The 17807-nt window shown below is 60.8% G+C and carries 14 protein-coding genes; 13 read left to right on the forward strand and 1 reads right to left on the reverse strand.

Annotated features, from left to right (window positions below; all coding sequences use genetic code 11):
* Positions 1 to 91 precede the first annotated feature (91 nt).
* On the reverse strand, positions 92 to 1249 hold the full coding sequence (locus N645_RS0102625; RefSeq protein ID WP_024459961.1) for a PAS domain-containing protein: 1158 nt from the start codon (positions 1247 to 1249) through the stop codon (positions 92 to 94).
* A gap of 41 nt (positions 1250 to 1290) precedes the next feature.
* On the opposite strand from N645_RS0102625, the gene N645_RS17345 reads away from it, so the two are divergent.
* The 13 genes from N645_RS17345 (at position 1291) to N645_RS0102690 (ending at position 17802) form a co-directional block, all read left to right on the forward strand.
* Positions 1291 to 5070: a PAS domain S-box protein gene (locus N645_RS17345; RefSeq protein ID WP_081665816.1), complete on the forward strand. Its 3780-nt coding sequence runs from the start codon at positions 1291 to 1293 to the stop codon at positions 5068 to 5070.
* A complete protein-coding gene (locus N645_RS0102635; protein ID WP_081665818.1) occupies positions 5057 to 6706 on the forward strand; it encodes an EAL domain-containing protein in 1650 nt (549 codons plus the stop codon). Before N645_RS17345 ends, N645_RS0102635 begins: the two co-directional genes overlap by 14 nt.
* A 171-nt stretch (positions 6707 to 6877) precedes the next feature.
* On the forward strand, positions 6878 to 7243 hold the full coding sequence (gene fliE, locus N645_RS0102640; RefSeq protein WP_024459964.1) for a flagellar hook-basal body complex protein FliE: 366 nt from the start codon (positions 6878 to 6880) through the stop codon (positions 7241 to 7243).
* A 49-nt stretch (positions 7244 to 7292) separates the two neighbouring features.
* Positions 7293 to 8999, forward strand: a complete 1707-nt coding sequence (fliF, locus tag N645_RS0102645; protein ID WP_081665820.1) for a flagellar basal-body MS-ring/collar protein FliF — start codon at positions 7293 to 7295, stop codon at positions 8997 to 8999.
* Between the two features lie 51 nt (positions 9000 to 9050).
* Positions 9051 to 10094 carry a flagellar motor switch protein FliG gene (fliG, locus tag N645_RS0102650; RefSeq protein ID WP_024459966.1) on the forward strand — a complete coding sequence of 348 codons (1044 nt, stop codon included), beginning with the start codon at positions 9051 to 9053 and terminating at the stop codon, positions 10092 to 10094.
* Positions 10095 to 10151: 57 nt separating this feature from the next.
* A complete protein-coding gene (locus N645_RS0102655; protein WP_024459967.1) occupies positions 10152 to 11006 on the forward strand; it encodes a flagellar assembly protein FliH in 855 nt (284 codons plus the stop codon).
* The gene (gene fliI / locus N645_RS0102660; RefSeq protein WP_081665822.1) at positions 11003 to 12472 is read left to right on the forward strand and encodes a flagellar protein export ATPase FliI; all 1470 of its coding nucleotides are present in this window, start codon (positions 11003 to 11005) and stop codon (positions 12470 to 12472) included. The genes N645_RS0102655 and fliI overlap by 4 nt, the downstream gene beginning before the upstream one ends.
* Positions 12473 to 12475: 3 nt before the next feature.
* Positions 12476 to 12934 carry a flagellar export protein FliJ gene (gene fliJ / locus N645_RS0102665; protein WP_024459969.1) on the forward strand — a complete coding sequence of 153 codons (459 nt, stop codon included), beginning with the start codon at positions 12476 to 12478 and terminating at the stop codon, positions 12932 to 12934.
* 105 nt (positions 12935 to 13039) lie between these two features.
* Positions 13040 to 13345, forward strand: a complete 306-nt coding sequence (locus N645_RS0102670; RefSeq protein WP_024459970.1) for an STAS domain-containing protein — start codon at positions 13040 to 13042, stop codon at positions 13343 to 13345.
* Between the two features lie 90 nt (positions 13346 to 13435).
* Entirely contained in the window at positions 13436 to 15166 is a 1731-nt protein-coding gene (locus tag N645_RS0102675; RefSeq protein ID WP_024459971.1) for a fused response regulator/phosphatase, read from the forward strand.
* Positions 15167 to 15214: 48 nt separating this feature from the next.
* The gene (locus N645_RS0102680) at positions 15215 to 15559 is read left to right on the forward strand and encodes an Hpt domain-containing protein (RefSeq protein ID WP_024459972.1); all 345 of its coding nucleotides are present in this window, start codon (positions 15215 to 15217) and stop codon (positions 15557 to 15559) included.
* 107 nt (positions 15560 to 15666) lie between these two features.
* Entirely contained in the window at positions 15667 to 17106 is a 1440-nt protein-coding gene (locus tag N645_RS17350) for a flagellar hook-length control protein FliK (protein WP_024459973.1), read from the forward strand.
* 147 nt (positions 17107 to 17253) lie between these two features.
* Positions 17254 to 17802, forward strand: a complete 549-nt coding sequence (locus tag N645_RS0102690) for a flagellar basal body-associated FliL family protein (protein WP_024459974.1) — start codon at positions 17254 to 17256, stop codon at positions 17800 to 17802.
* Positions 17803 to 17807 lie beyond the last annotated feature (5 nt).

Below are 17807 nucleotides of genomic sequence, written 5' to 3' on the forward strand. Positions count from 1 at the left end.
GCCGTAACCTCTGCGGTCTGCGTAGGGCGGATAAGCGCAGCGCATCCGCCGTCACCAAAACCCAACATGAAACTGCGCCATGCAGTACCGCTCAAACCTTTACCGCCGACTCCGGAATCTCCACCGCACTACCATACCATTTAATAATATTGCCGTTGATATCCCGCGCGGGCGTTGCCTGAACCTGATGCCAACGGTATTGGCCATCGTAACGACGAATTCGAAACTGAATGTCGTAGGGTTTGCCATTCTGGATACATTGCGTCCAGGTCTGAACGCAACGCTCCTGATCGTCCGGATGCAGCAGCGTCAACCATTCGCCCGGCGTTGAAAGCGTCTCGCGAGGTACACCGGAAAAATCACTGAGCGCCTGGTTGAAATAATCGATCGAGCCATCGGGCAGGGCGCTCCATACTGTCACCGGTAGCGCATCCAATTGCGACTGCAGCGCGCGGGCGCTTTCTGCAAACCGGTTGTTGGACTGCGTGGTTCCGGTCAGGTCTTCCAGCGTGCCGACAACCCCGATCTGTACACCCTGGGTGTCGAACAGAGGGCGCCCCGAAGTTTGCACCAGTCGTTTCTGTCCGCTGCGAGTGACCAGTGGTAACTGTTGCACGTAGGGTTTGCCATTCTGAACACACTCTTCGAATGCAGCGACCACCTGGGAGCGACCGGGCTCCGGGAAAAAGCCCAGGGCGCCGTCGGCCGGTGGCGGCTCCCCGGGTGATAAACCAACTATTGGGTTGATCAGATCCGAGCGATGAAACGTCCGGCGGGCCTTGTCATAACACCAGTACCCGATGCCGGTTTGGTGGCTTAGCATATCCAGCGTCGATTGGGCTTGTTGCAGGCGGTGCGCGCTGGGTTCAAAGTGCCGTCGAGTGTCATCCAGCGCGTGGCGGGTTGCCAGCCAGCGCAGGCTGATCGTCAGAGTGACGCTAATGGCGATAAGGCTGAGCAAACGGTTGACCAATACCGCCACCAGAGGGAACCCGTCGGGGAGGTCCGCGAGTAACAGGCCCGCACTGCACAGCAGGAGCGACCAGAGTCCCATGCGCAGCACCCAGTCCCGATCGCGGGTCTGGTTGGCCAGAGCGATCACGAGAAGGTAGAGAATGCCGTGAGCAACCCCGAGTGGCGTCACGATATCGGCGGCAAAAACCACTGCGAGCGCAAGGACTGAAAACCGTCGGTATTTTGGCGCGTTGCGACGGGTGCTGCCTTGTTCACTTTGGTTTACACTGGTCATATACCAACGGCTCTTGATGGACGCGCGTGAGTCTCAACTGAATGAAAGCACAGTCAAATAAAATAGTCGAGCGACTGGCGACTCACAGAACCTATGCAATGGTCCTGCGCTGGACAGTCCTGTCCCTGGGGATACTGGTTCTCGGCCTGCACTTCCACGACATCCCCTCCTCGGTAGATCTGTTTGCCTGGCGCACGGAATCCTGGTGGCGTTACGTCGGCGAGGGTGCGGTGTTGGCATTGATTTTCGTGCTGGTGATGTTGTCAGCGGCCAGTGATCGGCAGCGCCGGGAGCTGGAGCAGGTGCTTGACAACGAACTGGTGTTGTTCCGACAGTTGGCGGAGAGCGTCCGGGAGGTTTTTTGGTTGACCGATGTGGAAACCGGTCAATTATTGTATGTCTCCCCGGCCTATGAAACCTTGTGGGGGCGTTCCCGGGCATCGCTGATGGCGAACCCGGAGCAGTGGTTTGGCGCGGTGGTTCCCGAGCACCAGCGACGCGTCGCCGAATTGCGCTCGCAACAGGTGATCGGCCGCTATGACATTGAGTACGAAATCCAACGCCCCGATGGGAGTCGGCGTTGGGTGCACGATCGGGCCTTTCCGGTACTCGATGACCAGGGACAGGTGGTGCGCCTGGCGGGGTTCGCCGCAGATATCACGGATCAGCGGCGGCTCTCGCAGCAGTTGGTGGATCAGGACCGTCTGCTGAATATCGCCACCCAGATGGCCCGGCTCGGGGGGTGGTCGGCGGACATGATCGCCGAGCGGGTGACATTGAATGACGAAGCCTGCGCGATTTTTGATGTGCCGTCCGGTACCGTGTTCACCCTTGAACAGGCCTTCAGCTATTACACCCCGCAATTTCAGCGCCGAGTGTCCGAGGCGGTGGACCGTGCGATGCAGGAAAAGGCTTCGGTGGATCTCGAGGCGCAGATTGTCACCGCGCTGGGCCGCTACGCCTGGGTGCGGGTACAGGCGCACCCGATCCTGAATGAGCGGGGAGACGTGGTGCGTCTGGAAGGGGCGGTACAGGATGTGACCGAGCGCAAACACGCTTCGTCCCTGCTGGCCCAGGGGGTGCAGCGCTTTCGCGAGTTTGCCAATGCCATGCCCCACCTCGTCTGGACGGCGGATCTGGCCGGGCGCCTCGATTACGGCAACCGGATGCTGGAGGAGTTTCTCGGCTGCGAGCACGATGACCCCCTGTTAGATGATGTTTGGCGGGAGGCGATTGAACCTGTCGATACTGGCCGTTATAACCTGGCCTGGGATATGGCGCTCGACCAGGGAATGCGGCTGGATCTGGAAATTCGCCTGCGCCGGTTCGATGGCTACTGGCGCTGGCACGCCATTCAGGCCATGCCCATCAAGGACCCGAACGGCAAAACCATCAAATGGTACGGCAGCGCCATCGACGTTCACGAGCGTCGGGACAGTGAAGAGCGGGCCAAGCAGTTGGCCGAGCGTCTGGCGACAACCCTAGAGAGCATTACGGATGCCTTTTTTACCCTCAACATGGACTGGGAATTTACCTATGTGAACCGGGAGGCGGAACGATTGTTAAGGCGCTCCCGCGATGAATTGCTAGGACGAGTGGTCTGGGATGAATTCCCGGAAGCCGTGGGCACTGACTCTGATGCTTATTATCATCAAGCTATGGATTCTGGGGCAAAGGTTTCCTTTGAAACCTATTTTGACCCATTGGAGGCTTGGCTATCAGTCAATGCCTACCCTTCCTCGGACGGTCTGGCGGTTTACTTTCAGGATGTGACCGAACGGCACCGTGCCGAAGAAGAACAAGAGCGCATTCAGGAGTTGGAACGCTCACGGGAGCTGGCAGAGCTGGCCAGCGCCACCAAGTCCCAGTTCCTGGCCACCATGAGCCATGAGGTCCGAACCCCCATCAACGGCATCGTGGGGATGGTGGACGTCCTTCATCAGACCAGCCTGCGAGGCCATCAGGTGGAGATGGTGGATATCATCCGCGAGTCCGCCCAATCCCTGCTGGGAATCGTGGACGACATTCTGGACTTCTCGAAGATCGAAGCGGGTAAATTGGAGTTGGCCCCGGTGCCGTTTTCCCCCGCCGCCCTGGTGCGCAGTGTCTGTCTATTGTTGGATCGGATGGCGCTCAACCAGGATGTGGAATTGACCATGTATACGGACCCGGCATTGCCCGCCCAGGTGTTGGGGGATGAGCTCCGCCTGCGTCAGGTCCTGATGAACCTGCTCAGCAACGCGATCAAGTTTTCCTCCAAGCTGGATCGGCAGGGGAGGGTGGCGGTTCGCCTGTATGTGAGCGGTCGATCAGAGCAGGCGGTGGATCTTTCCTTTCATGTGATTGATAACGGGATCGGCATGAACGCTGCTACTCAGGCCCGTCTGTTCAGTCCTTTCTCGCAAGCGGATGTTTCCACCACCCGTCAGTATGGCGGTACCGGTTTGGGGCTGACCATCAGTGACAGCCTGGTACGGGCCATGGGTGGCGATATCAAGGTGTCGAGTGAAGTGCAGAAAGGCTCGGAGTTTCGGGTGGCAGTGCGCTTGCCGATTGTTGCGGAGGAAGCACCGGTATCCGTGGTGCCGGACCTGCAGGACGCCTGCTGTGTGGTGTGGCCCGATCATCAGGGGGCGGATTGGGCGGCTTATCTGTGGGCGGCGGGCGCTCGGGTCTATCGGCCCGAAGAGGTGCCCGAGGCCGCTGCCCATGATTCGACGCTGTGGTTGCTGGTGTGCGATACGGGGCTTGAAAGCGATGGGTCGATCCGGTGGGCCGAGGAACTTGCCGTGCCGATATGGCCAGCGAATTACCATTGGCTATTGATTGGACGTGGTTACCGGCGTCGGGTGCGGGAAGAGGGCGCGGGTCTGTTTGGCATTGATGGGAACAGCCTCTCACGGCTGGCTTTCCTGCAGGCGGTGGCCGTGGCGCTGGGGCGGCAGAGTCAGGAAATCACCGATTCCAAACCAGAGCATCGTGCTGGCCAGGTCGTTGTGCCAGAGCGAGAGCAGGCGCTACTGGAAGGGCGCCTCGTTCTGGTCGCGGAAGACAATGAAACCAATCAGCGAGTGATTGAGCGGCAATTGGCCGTGTTGGGGTTTGCCGCCGATCTGTGTGACGATGGCCGGGAAGCGCTGCGCCGTTGGCATCAAGTCGGCCATGGTTATACCTTGGTGTTGACCGATTTGCATATGCCGGAGATGGATGGCTATGCACTGACCGCCGCCATTCGCCGGGAGGAGGCGGAGCAGGGTGGAGCCAGCCCTGTGCCGATTGTGGCTCTGACCGCCAATGCTGTCACCGGCGAGGCCGAGCGGTGCGAGCAGTTGGGCTTCGACGACTATCTGGTAAAACCGGTGTTGTTGGATACCCTTAAAGCGTCGCTGGAACGCTGGACCCACCCGTCGGCTCAACAACCGGCCATCCGTCGCACCGAGAGTGGTCGCGTCGTGTTGGTGTCCGAGGCTCTGGACCTGCGGGTTCTGCAGGATCTGATCGGGGGCGATGACGAGCTGCTGGCGGAGTTTGTGGAAAGTTTTCGCACCAGCTCGGAAGAGTTGGTGGCCCGCCTGCGCGAAGCCGCCGGGCGGGGCCGTTGGGAGAGTGTGGCCGATGCGGCGCACTCCCTGAAGTCCTCGGCCCGTTCCGTGGGGGCGCTCGGCCTGGCGGACCGGTCCTTGGCCCTGGAGCGTTGGGGGCGAGGGGCGGAGAAGGACGAGTCCCTGGCCAGTGAGTTACTGAATAACTTTGAAGTTGAGTGGCGTCGTGTCCAGGCGGCATTGCAGCAGGTGCAGGTGTATTTGAATGAGCAGCGCTGAGGGGCCAATGAATAAAAAGCAGATCAAAATCATGACAGTCGATGACGATGAGTTTATGCGTCGCCTGATCAGCCGCCTGTTGAACAAGCTTGGTTATGTGATGATCAAGGAAGTGACCGGTGGGCAAGAGGCCGTCGATGTACTGCGCGCGTTGAAAACGCCACCGGACGTCTTGATTCTGGACCTGAAAATGCCGGACATGGATGGCATTGAAGTGGTCCGGCATTTAGTGGAGCTGGGGTTTGTCGGGCATCTTATCCTGTTGAGCGGCGAGGACGAGCGCTTGTTGCGCACGGCACAGAATCTGGTCCATGCGCATAACATCCCGGTCCTGGGCTATTTGACCAAACCGGTGGACGACCGGGAGCTTGGATTGTTAATGGATAAGCTGCTCAACCAGGCGCCGGCGCGACTGGCGAGAAATAGCCAGTCCGTCACCGCTGAGGAGCTTCGTGAAGCGATTGCTCGGAATGATCTCTTCAATGAGTATCAGCCAGTGGTGTCATTGGTCGACGGCGAGCTGGCCAGTCTGGAGGTGCTGGTGCGCTGGCAGCATCCCGACAAGGGCCGGGTAATGCCGGATCAGTTTATCTACCTGGCCGAAGAACAGGGGGTGATTGATGACCTGACCCGCTGGGTGATAGGTGAAGCCTTACAGCAATCGCTGCGCTGGCAGAAAGCGGGCATTCACTGTGCTCTGTCGGTGAACCTGTCCATGGAAAACCTGGAACAGTTGAGTTTTACGGACTGGCTGCTTAAAGCCCTGGAGGATGCGGACCTCAAGCCCTGGGACCTGATTCTGGAAATCACCGAGAGCCGGCCCATGCGCCGCCCGGAAATCGTGCTGGATAACCTGACCCGTTTGCGCCTGAAGGGGTTCAAACTGGCCGTTGATGACTTTGGTACCGGGCACGCCTCCCTGGCCCAGATCCGGGATATTCCTTTTGATCAGTTCAAACTGGACCGGAGTTTTGTTCATGCCGCCGGTAAAGAACGGCGCATTCGGGTGATGTTTGAATCCGCCATGGGGCTGGCCAAGGAATTGGGCCTGGAAATTACCGCCGAGGGTGTCGAGGATGAAGAGGATTGGCACTTTCTTCGCCAGCACGATTGTCACAAGGCTCAAGGCTATTTTATCGCCCGCCCTCTGGGCGCGGATAAGGTCGGTGACTGGCTGAGCCAGTGGCGTGGAGAGACCCGCGAGCAACTGTTTCCCCATCTCAACGCCAGTGCCATTAAGGAATCCACCCCGGGCAAAGCCAAGTCGGCCACCAAGGGACCGGTGCTGATCGTCGAGGACAATGATTTTCAGCGTAAGGTCCAGGCGAGAATCATGCGGGAGGAGGGCTTTGAGCCCCACCTCGCTGCCAGTGCCCAAGAAGCGTTGGCAGTGCTCAAGGAGCTGAGGCCCAGCCTGATTCTGATTGACATTGAAATGCCGGGCATGAATGGACTGGACCTGCTGCGCCGGCTGCGAGGCACTCGGGTGTTCGCCCGCACACCCGTGTTGGTGATTTCCGGGGTCAACACCAAAACGGTGGTGCAGGACAGTATGTCCGCCGGTGCCACCAGCTTTATGGTGAAACCCTATAACCGGGAAACCCTCATCGAACGCGTCAATCGGGCGTTGAGCTGATCATCCGGCAGCGCCGCCCTCCGGTGCTGCCGCCGCGCTCTGCGGCAACACCTGGCCGGTTTTGAGTCAAAAGGGCCCGCTTTGTGCGAAAGTGGCCCGGTTTATGCATTTTGTCCCTTGTGAGCCGAAATACCGGCCAATTCGCCAAATTTTTGTCGCAGGGGAAACACCATGACCGATCGCGTTGACATCAACCGCCTCCTGGTGGAAATGCGCTCCCTCAAATCCCAGACCCAGGCTTTCCAGAAACCCCAGGGCATCAATCCCGTGGGCGAGGGGCAGCCCGGGTTGCGGACCGAAGCCAACCGGGACGTCCCGGGGTTTGGTGAGGTCATGGCCCAGGCGCTCAATAAAGTCAACGACACCCAGAAAGCCTCGGGTGCTCTGCAGGCAGCCTATGAACGCGGCGAGCCTGGGGTGGACATTACCGACGTCATGGTCGCCTCCCAGAAATCCAGCGTCGCCTTTCAGGCAACGCTCCAGGTACGCAACAAGCTGGTTGAAGCCTACCGCGACATCATGAACATGCCGATTTGATGCTCGGTGCCACCCCTGATTCTGACAACGTATAACGAGACACACTGACATGGCTGCAGCTGACTCAACAATGGACGATAACGCCGCCAACGGGGGCGGTCGCAAGCGCCCGGGGAACGATCTGATCGAAGGCTTCAGCAACCTGAACCTGGTGCGTCAGGCCGGCCTGATGGTGGGGCTGGCGGCGGCGGTGGCCATCGGCTTTGCCGTGGTGCTCTGGACTCAGGGGGAGGAATACCGTCCTTTGCTGCCCTCCCTGGACCCGAGCGAATCCCCCGAAGTCGTTACGGTACTTGAGCAGGCCCAGATTCCCTTTCGCATTGACCCGGCCACCGGCGGTTTGCTGGTGGCGGTGGACGATCTGTCAGCGGCGCGTATTCGACTTGCCCAAGCGGGCATTCCCCGTGACGAGTCCACCGGTTTCGAGTTGATGGACCAGGAGCAGCCTCTGGGCACCAGCCAGTTTGTGGAGAGCACCCGATACCATCGGGCGATGGAAGGCGAGCTGGCACGTACCATTTCGAGCATGAATAACGTGCGCAGTGCTCGCGTGCACCTGGCGGTGCCCAAGCGCTCGGTCTTTGTCCGGGATGTGCGTGAACCCCGCGCTTCGATATTTTTGGATGTGAACCCCGGTCGCACTCTGGATGCCAGTCAGGTCAAAGCCATTACCAACCTGGTGGCCTCAAGTGTGTCGGAGCTGAATGCCGATGCGGTGACCATTGTGGATCAGCATGGTGAACTGCTGTCCGCCAAGGAGGAAAACTCCGAGTTGCTGATGGCGGATCGTCAGCGCGAATACACCCGTCGGGTGGAGGATGGCCTGGTGCAGCGGGTCAACCGGATATTGGAGCCGGTACTGGGCAGCGAAAACTTCCGAGCGGAAGTCAGTGCCGATGTCGACTTTACGGCGACCGAGCAGGCGGCGGAGACCTTCAACCCGGATATGCCGGCCATCCGCAGCGAACAGATCATGAACGAGACCACCACCGGACGGGATCAGGGTGGGATTCCCGGCGCGCTGACCAATCAGCCCCCCGGCACTGCGGAAGCCCCGGAGCAGATCGACCCGGAAACCGGTGAGCCGGTCAACGAAGAGGTTCCGCGTGAAGTGCGCGAGCGCGCCACGCGCAATTACGAGCTGGACCGGACCATCAGCTATACCCGTTTTCAACAGGGCGAGGTCGACCGCCTGTCGGTCGCCGTGGTCGTTGATGACAAGGTGGAGGTGGATGAGGCGGGCAACGAAACCCGGGTCGCCTGGAGCGATGCGGAACTTCAGCGCCTGGAGCTGTTGGTGCGCGATGCGGTGGGTTTCTCCGCCGCCCGGGGTGACAGCGTGAATGTGCTCAATTCACCGTTTCGGGCCCGCAGTCTCGAGGAATTTACGACCCCGGAACTGCCCTGGTGGCAACAACCCTGGTTGTTTCCTTACCTGAAGCAGGGCGCCGGTATTCTGGTTCTGTTGCTGCTGATTTTCGGCCTGCTGCGCCCGGTACTCAAAAGCCTGGCCCGCACCGGTGGGCGAGCCTCGGACGAGGAGGAGGCGCGGGAGCTGGCGGCGCTGGAAGAGTCCGGGCTGGGTGGGTATGATGGCCTGTCGGACGAGACCGTCACCCTGACCGGCGGCGCGCTCGGCTTACCCGGGCCGGAAGAAAGTTACGAACAACAACTGAACGCGGTAAAAGGGCTGGTGGCCGACGATCCGGGGCGGGTTGCCCAGGTGGTGAAAAGTTGGATCAACCGGGACGATTAATCGATACCCGTCGACTGAGTGAGCCCGTCAACTGAGTGAGAGAGGAATCCCGTGGCTGAAAAAGCGCCTGCAGCGGAAAAAAACGCACCTGCCAAACCCGCATCAAAATTGAATCATGTGGATCAGGCGGCCATTCTCCTGATGTCGCTTGGCGAGGCCGATGCGGCGGAGGTGCTTCGCCATATGGGCCCCAAGGAGGTTCAGCGCATCGGTGGCGCCATGGCGCAAATGAAAAACGTCCAGCAGAGTGATGTTCAGGCCGTTTTGAGCAACTTTCTGGAAGAAGTCCGCACCCTTACCGGATTGGGCACCGACTCCGACGCCTACATTCGTAACATGCTCGTGACCGCCCTCGGCGAAGACAAGGCCAGCGGCCTGATCGACCGGATTCTGCTGGGCGGTAATACCACCGGTCTGGACACTCTCAAATGGATGGAGCCACGTTCCGTGGCCGATGTCATCCGCAACGAACACCCGCAGATTCAGGCGATTGTAGTGTCCTACCTCGACCCGGACCAGGCGGCGGAAGTGCTCAGCTACCTGAGCGAAAAGATGCGCCTGGATATTATGATGCGGGTCGCCTCCCTGGATACCGTACAGCCCAGCGCTCTGCAGGAACTGAACGACATTCTGGAAAAACAGTTCACCGGCAGCGCCTCTTCCCAGACCAAGGCGGTCGGCGGTTACAAGACCGCGGCGGAAATTATGAACCACCTGGAAGGCTCCATCGAGGCCGACCTGATGGATTCCATCAAGGAGCTGGATGAGGACATGGGCAACCAGATTCAGGACCTCATGTTCGTGTTCGACAACCTCAAGGATGTGGACGACCGGGGTATTCAGATGCTGCTGCGCGAGGTGTCGTCCGAAGTGCTGATTGTGGCGCTCAAAGGGGCCGACAGCGAGCTGCAGGACAAGATCTTCAGCAACATGTCCAAGCGTGCGGCCGAACTGCTGCGCGACGATCTGGAAGTGAAAGGGCCGGTGCGCTTGTCCGAAGTGGAGACCGCCCAGAAAGAAATCCTCACCATTGCCCGGCGCATGGCCGATGCCGGCGAAATTGTGCTCAGCAGCAGTGGCGAAAAAATGCTTTAATCGCTCAGGATCTGTTTCCGATTCTGTTCCTGACGCATCACCAGCGGCGGCGTAACCATGACCACCAAAAAACTTGCCAACCGGATTCCCGCCGAAGAGCTTGAGCACTATCAGGCCTGGGTTCTGCCCCCGATTCACGGTGAGCAGGACCGGGTACTGCCCAGCGCCGAGCGCGAAGCGCGCCAGCGCGCCGAAGACGAAGAGCGGCGCAAGGGCGAAAAAATTGAAGACGTGGATTACGAAGGCGGTAGCAGCGGCCTGAGTGCCGAGGAAATGCAGCGCCTGGTGGACGCCGCCGAGCAGGAAGGGCGAGAGCAGGGTTACCAGGCCGGCTTTGAGCAGGGCCGCGCCGAAGGCTATGAGGCCGGGCAGCAGAAAGGCTGGGAGGAAATGCGCCAGAAGCTGGCCGCCGAACAGCAACGCTTCCAGCACCTGGTGCAGGCCATTCGGGAGCCCCTGGCGGAGCAGGAAGATGCCCTGGAACAGTGGCTGCTCGACACGGTATGTGCGTTAACGCGCAGCCTCGTGCAGCGGGAACTGTTGACCGACTCCAGCCATATCATGGAGCCGGTGCGCGCCGCCGTGGCCGCATTGCCCGCCGGGGCTGAACACCTGCATATCTACCTCAACCCCGATGATCTCGCCCTGGTGGAAGCCTACGCCGAAGAGCACCGTCTGGACTGGACCTTTCACGCGGACGACGACCTGCTGCCCGGTGGATGCCGGGTGGAAACCAAAGAGAGCCAGGTGGATTTTTCCATTGAACACCGCTTGGCACAACAACTCGACGCCTTTGTGAATCGCCAGTTGGGCAGTGATTCCGCGATGAGCGACGATGACGATAGGGACGACGCTGTGCCGCCCGACGGCGATGAATACGACAGCCGGTCCCCGGGAGACGAAACCCCGTGAGTGATGCCCCTGTACCGCCCGGGCCCCGCTCGCCGCTGCTGGATAGATTGCGCGGCTTCGGTCCTGCTGGCGTGCCCGAGGCGCCCAAACCGGAAGCCGAAGGGCGCCTGACCCGTTCGGTGGGTATGACCCTGGAGGCCGTCGGCCTTAACGTATCCGTCGGTCGCCAGTGCCAGGTCATCAATCGGGACGGCCGGAAGATCGAGGCGGAAGTGGTCGGCTTTGACGACGAAATTGTCTACCTGATGCCGGTCAAGCGCGTTGAAGGCCTGCAGCCCGGTGCCCGGGTGATTCCCATTTCCTCCCATCAGGGAATGCGTGTCGGCCCCCGGCTGCTGGGTCGGGTGGTCAATGGCCTGGGCCAGCCCCTGGACGACGCCGGTCCCCTGCGGGGCGACGATTTTCTCGACTTTGCCCCCCATGACATCAATCCGCTCAAACGCCACCCGATCAGCGAACCCCTGGATGTGGGAATACGCGCAATCAATGCCCTGATTACTGTGGGGCGCGGACAACGACTCGGCCTGTTCGCCGGCAGCGGCGTCGGTAAAAGTGTGCTGATGGGCATGATGACCAAATACACCACGGCCGATGTCGTGGTGGTCGGACTGGTCGGCGAGCGGGGCCGTGAGGTGAAGGAGTTCATCGATCATATTCTAGGGCCCGAGGGGATGGCGCGCGCCGTGGTGGTGGCTTCGCCGGCGGATGATGCGCCTCTGATGCGGCTTCGGGCGGCCCAGTTGTGCAGCCGGATTGCCGAGTACTATCGGGACCAGGGGCGGAATGTCCTGTTGTTGATGGATTCCCTGACCCGCTTTGCCCAGGCGCAGCGGGAAATTTCCCTGGCCATCGGCGAACCGCCGGCCACCAAAGGTTATCCGCCCTCGGTGTTTGCCAAAATTCCCCAGCTGGTGGAGCGCGCCGGCAATGCGGCCAGAGGGGAAGGGTCGATTACCGCGTTTTACACGGTGCTCTCGGAAGGCGACGACCTGCAGGATCCGATTGCGGATGCCGCCCGTGCTATTCTGGATGGCCACATTGTCCTGTCACGCCGCCTGGCGGAGGAGGGCGTCTATCCGGCCATTGATGTGGAGGCCTCCATCAGCCGGGCAATGCCCAATATCGTTGCTGAGCCCCACCTGAAGTCCATGCAACGCTTCAAACAGTTGTTGTCCCGCTATCAACAGAACCGTGACCTGATCAACATCGGCGCCTATACCCCCGGGGCGGACCCCGAAACCGATGCGGCTATTGAACGTTTCCCCCACCTGCGGGCATTTATCCAGCAAGGCTTGGGGCAGGCGGTGCAGCTCGATGAAAGCATCAATCACCTGCAGCGGACCCTGCAGCCGGCGGGCAAAACGGGTGCGGCCCAGGGGCGCGGCCAGCCCGGCAATGGGCCCGCCGGCCCTGGCCCGCGCCGCGGGGCGCTGGCGGCGCAGCACAGCGGCCGGGGACAGCGCTAAATCATGGCGGAGCAGCGCTCGGAACGACTCAAGGTGGTTCTGATGGTGGCGGAGCGGGAAGAACAGGCCGCCGCCGCCCGGCTTGGGGAAGCCCGGCAGCAACTGGAGCAGGAGGAGGGGCAACTGGCCCAGCTGCAGGATTATCGGGCCCAGTATCTGGCGGATTATCGCGAGCAGCGCCGGGGCGTCGATGCCCAGTCGCTGATGAGCTACAGTGGTTTTCTGCAGCGCCTGGGCGAGGCGCTGGGTGGGCAGGAGCAGAAATTGGCCCAGGTGCGTCAGTACCTGGAGCAGTGCCGACAGCAGTGGCAGGAGAAATACCACCGCCGCCGCTCGCTGGAAGATATGATTGCGCGCATGCGCAGCGAGGAAAATGCCGTCCTTGAGCAGCGCCAGCAGCGCGAGCTGGACGATCTTGCGGCCCAGCGTATGGGCCGGACGGGTCCCGGCCGAAAACGCTGACGGGGCAGGGGAATTACGCTATGCTTAGGGTCGCTCTGTGCCGGAATGCTTTTGCTCGAAGGCTTGGCTCGAACAATAACGTGTCAGAAAGGATGTGAAACAGTTATGGCGATAACCTCCACCCTGTCATCCGACGGAACCCTGCTCACCATCTACATTCAGGGGCGGTTCGATTTCAGCTCGCACCAGGATTTCCGGGGTTCCTATGAGCGCCTGGACAAGGCGCCGGAGCGCTACCGGGTGGACCTTCAGGAAACCACCTACCTGGACAGCTCCGCCCTGGGCATGTTGCTGCTGCTCCGGGATCACGCCGGGGGCGATCGGGCGAGCATCGAAATCCGCAACTGCAGCCCGGATGTCAGGAAGATTCTGACCATATCCAACTTCGAACAGCTATTCGATATCCAGTAATCGGGTACCCAAGGGGCCGATCCCTGATGTTCTGATCGGCTTCGGCCGGGCGGCCGCCGGCCGCTCCGGGCGCGAATGGAGACGCTGCGCATGACCGACGACAGTCCGCTGACCATCCTGATCGCTGACGACTCCGACACGGATCGCCAGATTCTACAGGCCATTGTCGCCCGCGACGGCCATCGGGTGATCAGTGCCCGGGACGGGCGGGAAGCGGTAGCGGAGTTCGAGCGCGAGCGACCGGACCTGGTCCTGCTCGATGCCCTGATGCCCAACCTGGACGGTTTTGGCGCCGCGCGGCGGATCAAGGCCCTCGCGGGTGAGGCCCTGGTACCGATCATTTTCCTGACCTCTCTGACCGATACCGAATCCCTGGTTCAGTGCCTGGATGCCGGGGGTGACGATTTTCTGTCCAAGCCCTACAACCGGGTCATCATCCAGGCCAAAATCCGCGCGTTCAATCGCATGCGGGCCATGCACACCACCATCCTCGATCAGCGCGATCAGATCAGCCGTCACAACCAGCACCTGCTGCAGGAGCAGACGGTCGCCAAACAGGTGTTTGACAACATCGCCCACAGTGGCTGTCTGGACTCCAACAATGTCCGCTACTACCTGTCCTCACTGGCCGTGTTCAACGGCGACATTCTGGTCGCCGGTATGCGTCCGGGGGGCAGCATGATGGTGCTGCTGGGTGATTTTACTGGCCATGGCCTGCCAGCGGCGGTGGGCGCCATTCCGCTCGCCTCCACGTTTTACGGGATGGTGTCCAAAGGGTTCGCCATGAGCGATATCCTGCGGGAGATCAACCACAAACTGAAAACCATCCTGCCGGTGGGCATCTTCTGTTGCGCCACCATGGCGGATATCAATTTTCGACGCCAGCGCATCCGGGTCTGGAGTGGCGGTCTGCCTCCGGGCTACATCCTCCGCCAGGGCAATGAACCGCCGCAGCCGATCACTTCGACCCACTTGCCCTTGGGCGTGTTGGGCAACAGCGCCTTCAAGGATGACATGGAAACCTACGAGTTGGCCTGGGGAGATCGTCTCTATCTCTGGTCCGATGGCATCCATGAGGCCCGCAGCCCCGAGGGCGAAATGTTCGGTGAGGAGCGACTGAAGGCGGTGTTTGCGGAACACCGGGGCGCCGACGCCAGAAACGATGACGCCCTGTTTGACGACATCCTGGCCAGGGTCCAGCAGTTTGTCGGGCAGGGGGAGCGCGACGATGACCTGTCGCTGGTGGAAATCCGGATGGACCGGCCGGACAAGGTCAATGCGGTGGCCGCCGAAGCGGAGCGGCGCAACCGCTCCACCCTGTCCGAATGGAATATGAACTTTGATATTCTGCCGGCCAGTTTCCGCCAGTTTGATCCCATGCCCCTGTTGCTGAATATTCTGGTGGAGGTACCCGGTCTGCGTCAGCACAGCGGCACCCTGTACACCATTCTGTCCGAACTGTATTCCAACGCCCTCGAGCACGGCGTTCTGGGGTTGGACTCCGGGCTCAAGGGAACGCCGGAGGGGTTCGCCCACTATTATGAGATCCGTCAGCAGCGCCTTGACGACGTCAACGAGGGCTTGATTCGCATCCATCTGCATCACAGCACCACCGAAGAGGGTGGGCTGTTGCGCATCGCGGTGGAGGACAGCGGCCCCGGATTTGATGGCCGGGAGGAGGCCGGCGCGGTCGCGCCGGGAGAGGCGCCGGGGTATGCCGGTCGGGGTCTCGCGCTGGTTGAAAAACTGTGCGATGCTGTCCAGTATCCCAGTGAAGGTAACCGGGTCGAAGCGGTATTTTCCTGGAGTTCCGATGATTGATACCAGCGGACCAGTGGCCAATTAAGTGACTAACCAGAGGCGCGCCCCATGAGTTCGGAAACCCATCTCAATCGAGAGGTTTTGACGACGCTGCAGGAGGTGATGGACGATCAGTTCCCGGTGTTGATCAATACTTTTCTGACCGACTCGGAAGAGCGTATTCGCCAGCTTCAGCGAGCCCTGGCGGCGCAGGATAGCGACACCGTCTGGCGTCAGGCGCACAGCTTCAAAGGCAGCTGCAATAACCTGGGTGCTGAGCGGTTGGCGGATCTGTGCCAGGAGATGGAATCGCGTGGGCGCGCCAGTGACATCGATGGGCTCGAACAACAGCTGGTATCCGTGCAGGAAGAATTCGCCAAACTCAAAGTCACCTTGAACAGTTTCGCCGGCTGAACGCGGCTGGCACTAACCTTGCATTTTCCCTCCCAGAAACGGGCGTTTGCCCCAGTTTAACCGGTTAGCGGCAAACCTTTGCCGCCAACCTTGCCGGAGTGGTGTCGATGCCAGGTCAATCGCAAATCAGCAATCTGTTGTCTTTCAATTCAGAACCCTCGTCGCTCCAGCGCCGTTCGGCGCCGGAGGGCGATGGATTTCGGCAGGTTTTTGACGGCACAACGGGCCGTGCTCGCACCGGCTCGGGGTCCCTGCGGGAGGAGACCGCGCCAAGCCGCCGAACTGAGCCCCGCGAAGGGGCGCAGCGGGAACCCGCCAATGCTCAGAGAGGGCCAGAAGACCGTGACGTCCGGAGCGATGGGCCAACCGCTTCCCGGCGCCCCGAGGCAAACGACGCTGCGCAAACGGACGCCTCGCGGGAGCCGACCGCATCAGCCGATAATGCCAGGGCGGCCGACGCCAACCCGGCTGACGGCACTGATGTGAGCACCACCCTGACGAAAGACGACAAAGCGCTGTTGGCCAATCTGAGCAAAGAGGATTGGGCGGCGCTGTCCGATGATGTGACCGCCATATTGGAGCAACTCAAGGTCCAGTTGGATGAAGGCAGCCTGTCACCGGAGCTGGAAAAGGCGCTGCGCCAATTGCTGTCGGACCTGAAAGACGGCGCCCCTCTGGATCAGGTGGCCGAGAGCCTGGAAGCCATCCCCATGACGGCACTGCCCGAGCTGATGACCCGGTTTCCGGATGCCAACCACCTGCGCGATGCCATTGGGCGCAATGGCATCGCTTATCTGTCGCAACTGAGTGCTCTGGCCACCCAACGACAGGGGGCCACTCCCGAAACCGGACTGCTGCCCGGGTTGGTTGCGACGGCTTCCGCAGACAAGGGGGCTGAAGGACTTGAGTTGAAGGGGCTACTGGAGTTGAGTGTCGCGGCAGGCAAGAACGGTAAAGAGGCCTTCGCCCAGACCCTGCAAGCAATTGCCGATGTCTCGACGCAATCGAGTTCCAAGGCCAGTACGTCGTTTGATGGGGGGCAGTCCCCGGCCAATGCGCTGGCGCAACTGGATGGGGCCAACCGCGGCCAGCCGCTCTCTCCGACCGAGCGGGGATTTACCGTGCAGACCGATGTGCGGGTCCCGGTGGGGCAGGGGCAGTGGGGGCAGGCGGTGGGCCAGAAAGTGCTGTGGATGGCCGCTCAGAAGCTTTCCACGGCGGAGTTGCGTCTGGATCCACCGGATCTGGGACCCATGCAGGTTCGAGTCAGTGCCAACCAGGATCAAATCAGTGTCACCTTCACCAGCCCCCAGGTCGCGGTCCGTGAGGCCCTGGACCAGAACGCCAACCGTCTGCGGGAAATGTTCGCGGAGCAGGGGTTGGATCTGGTGGATGTGAATGTCTCGGATCAGTCAGGCCAGGAGCAGGCGGGTGAGGAGAGCGATGGCCGGACGGCGGGTCGAGGCCTGGGTTCCGATGCCGATGATCCAGAGGGTGAAATGATCGAGCAGCGTATCAGCGATCGCCTGGTGGACCACTACGCTTGAGTTGAACACCTCGACCTTCACCCAACCCCTCGTTGTTTCTTGCCCGAACGCCTTCCCTGTGCCAAAGTATCCGCGCAAGCCCCGTGCCTGACTTGGCACGGGGCTTGCTCTATCCCCCTCAAGCACTGTGAATGACGGAATTTTGGCATGGCCGAAGAAGACGATGAGCGCGAGCTGACCGAAGAAGAACAGGCGGAAATTGACCGCAAGACCCAACGCAATCAGAAAATCAAACTGGCTGTGCTGGCGCTGTTGCTGGTGGTGTTGTCGGTAGGGGTAACCCTTGGGCTATTGCACTTTCTGGCCCCGGATGAACCGGCGCCCGACGGCGACACCGCTGAAGCCGAAGCGGTGGAACCCCTGGAGCCGGCGCGCCAGCCGGCGATCTACTTTCCGCTGAAGGAAAAATTTGTCATTAACTACAATGTCCGTGGCCGGCAGCGCTTTCTGCAGACCGAAGTCAATCTGATGCTGCGCGACAATGAGGTGGTCAAAGTACTGGAGCAACATCTACCCCGGGTTCGCAATGATCTGATCATGCTGTTCAGCGGCCAGGAGTTTGAAGACCTGCAGACACCGGAAGGTCGGGAGTTGCTGCGTCAGGACGCGCTGCGTCGGGTTCAGGCCATTCTCGAACAGGAGATGGGGCAGCCCGGTGTCGAACAGGTTCTGTTTACCAGCTTTGTGATGCAGTAAAAACC

Origin of the sequence: Marinimicrobium sp. LS-A18 (assembly GCF_000463525.1) — a bacterium.
Lineage (GTDB): Bacteria > Pseudomonadota > Gammaproteobacteria > Pseudomonadales > Cellvibrionaceae > Marinimicrobium > Marinimicrobium koreense.

What these genes read in the sequence shown, in the direction of transcription:
- N645_RS0102625 (WP_024459961.1), bottom strand. Translation starts at nt 1,249, where the DNA reads ATGACCAGTGTAAACCAAAGTGAACAAGGCAGCACCCGTCGCAACGCG.
- N645_RS17345 (WP_081665816.1), top strand. Translation starts at nt 1,291, where the DNA reads ATGAAAGCACAGTCAAATAAAATAGTCGAGCGACTGGCGACTCACAGA.
- N645_RS0102635 (WP_081665818.1), top strand. Translation starts at nt 5,057, where the DNA reads ATGAGCAGCGCTGAGGGGCCAATGAATAAAAAGCAGATCAAAATCATG.
- fliE (WP_024459964.1), top strand. Translation starts at nt 6,878, where the DNA reads ATGACCGATCGCGTTGACATCAACCGCCTCCTGGTGGAAATGCGCTCC.
- fliF (WP_081665820.1), top strand. Translation starts at nt 7,293, where the DNA reads ATGGCTGCAGCTGACTCAACAATGGACGATAACGCCGCCAACGGGGGC.
- N645_RS0102655 (WP_024459967.1), top strand. Translation starts at nt 10,152, where the DNA reads ATGACCACCAAAAAACTTGCCAACCGGATTCCCGCCGAAGAGCTTGAG.
- fliJ (WP_024459969.1), top strand. Translation starts at nt 12,476, where the DNA reads ATGGCGGAGCAGCGCTCGGAACGACTCAAGGTGGTTCTGATGGTGGCG.
- N645_RS0102670 (WP_024459970.1), top strand. Translation starts at nt 13,040, where the DNA reads ATGGCGATAACCTCCACCCTGTCATCCGACGGAACCCTGCTCACCATC.
- N645_RS0102675 (WP_024459971.1), top strand. Translation starts at nt 13,436, where the DNA reads ATGACCGACGACAGTCCGCTGACCATCCTGATCGCTGACGACTCCGAC.
- N645_RS0102680 (WP_024459972.1), top strand. Translation starts at nt 15,215, where the DNA reads ATGAGTTCGGAAACCCATCTCAATCGAGAGGTTTTGACGACGCTGCAG.
- N645_RS17350 (WP_024459973.1), top strand. Translation starts at nt 15,667, where the DNA reads ATGCCAGGTCAATCGCAAATCAGCAATCTGTTGTCTTTCAATTCAGAA.
- N645_RS0102690 (WP_024459974.1), top strand. Translation starts at nt 17,254, where the DNA reads ATGGCCGAAGAAGACGATGAGCGCGAGCTGACCGAAGAAGAACAGGCG.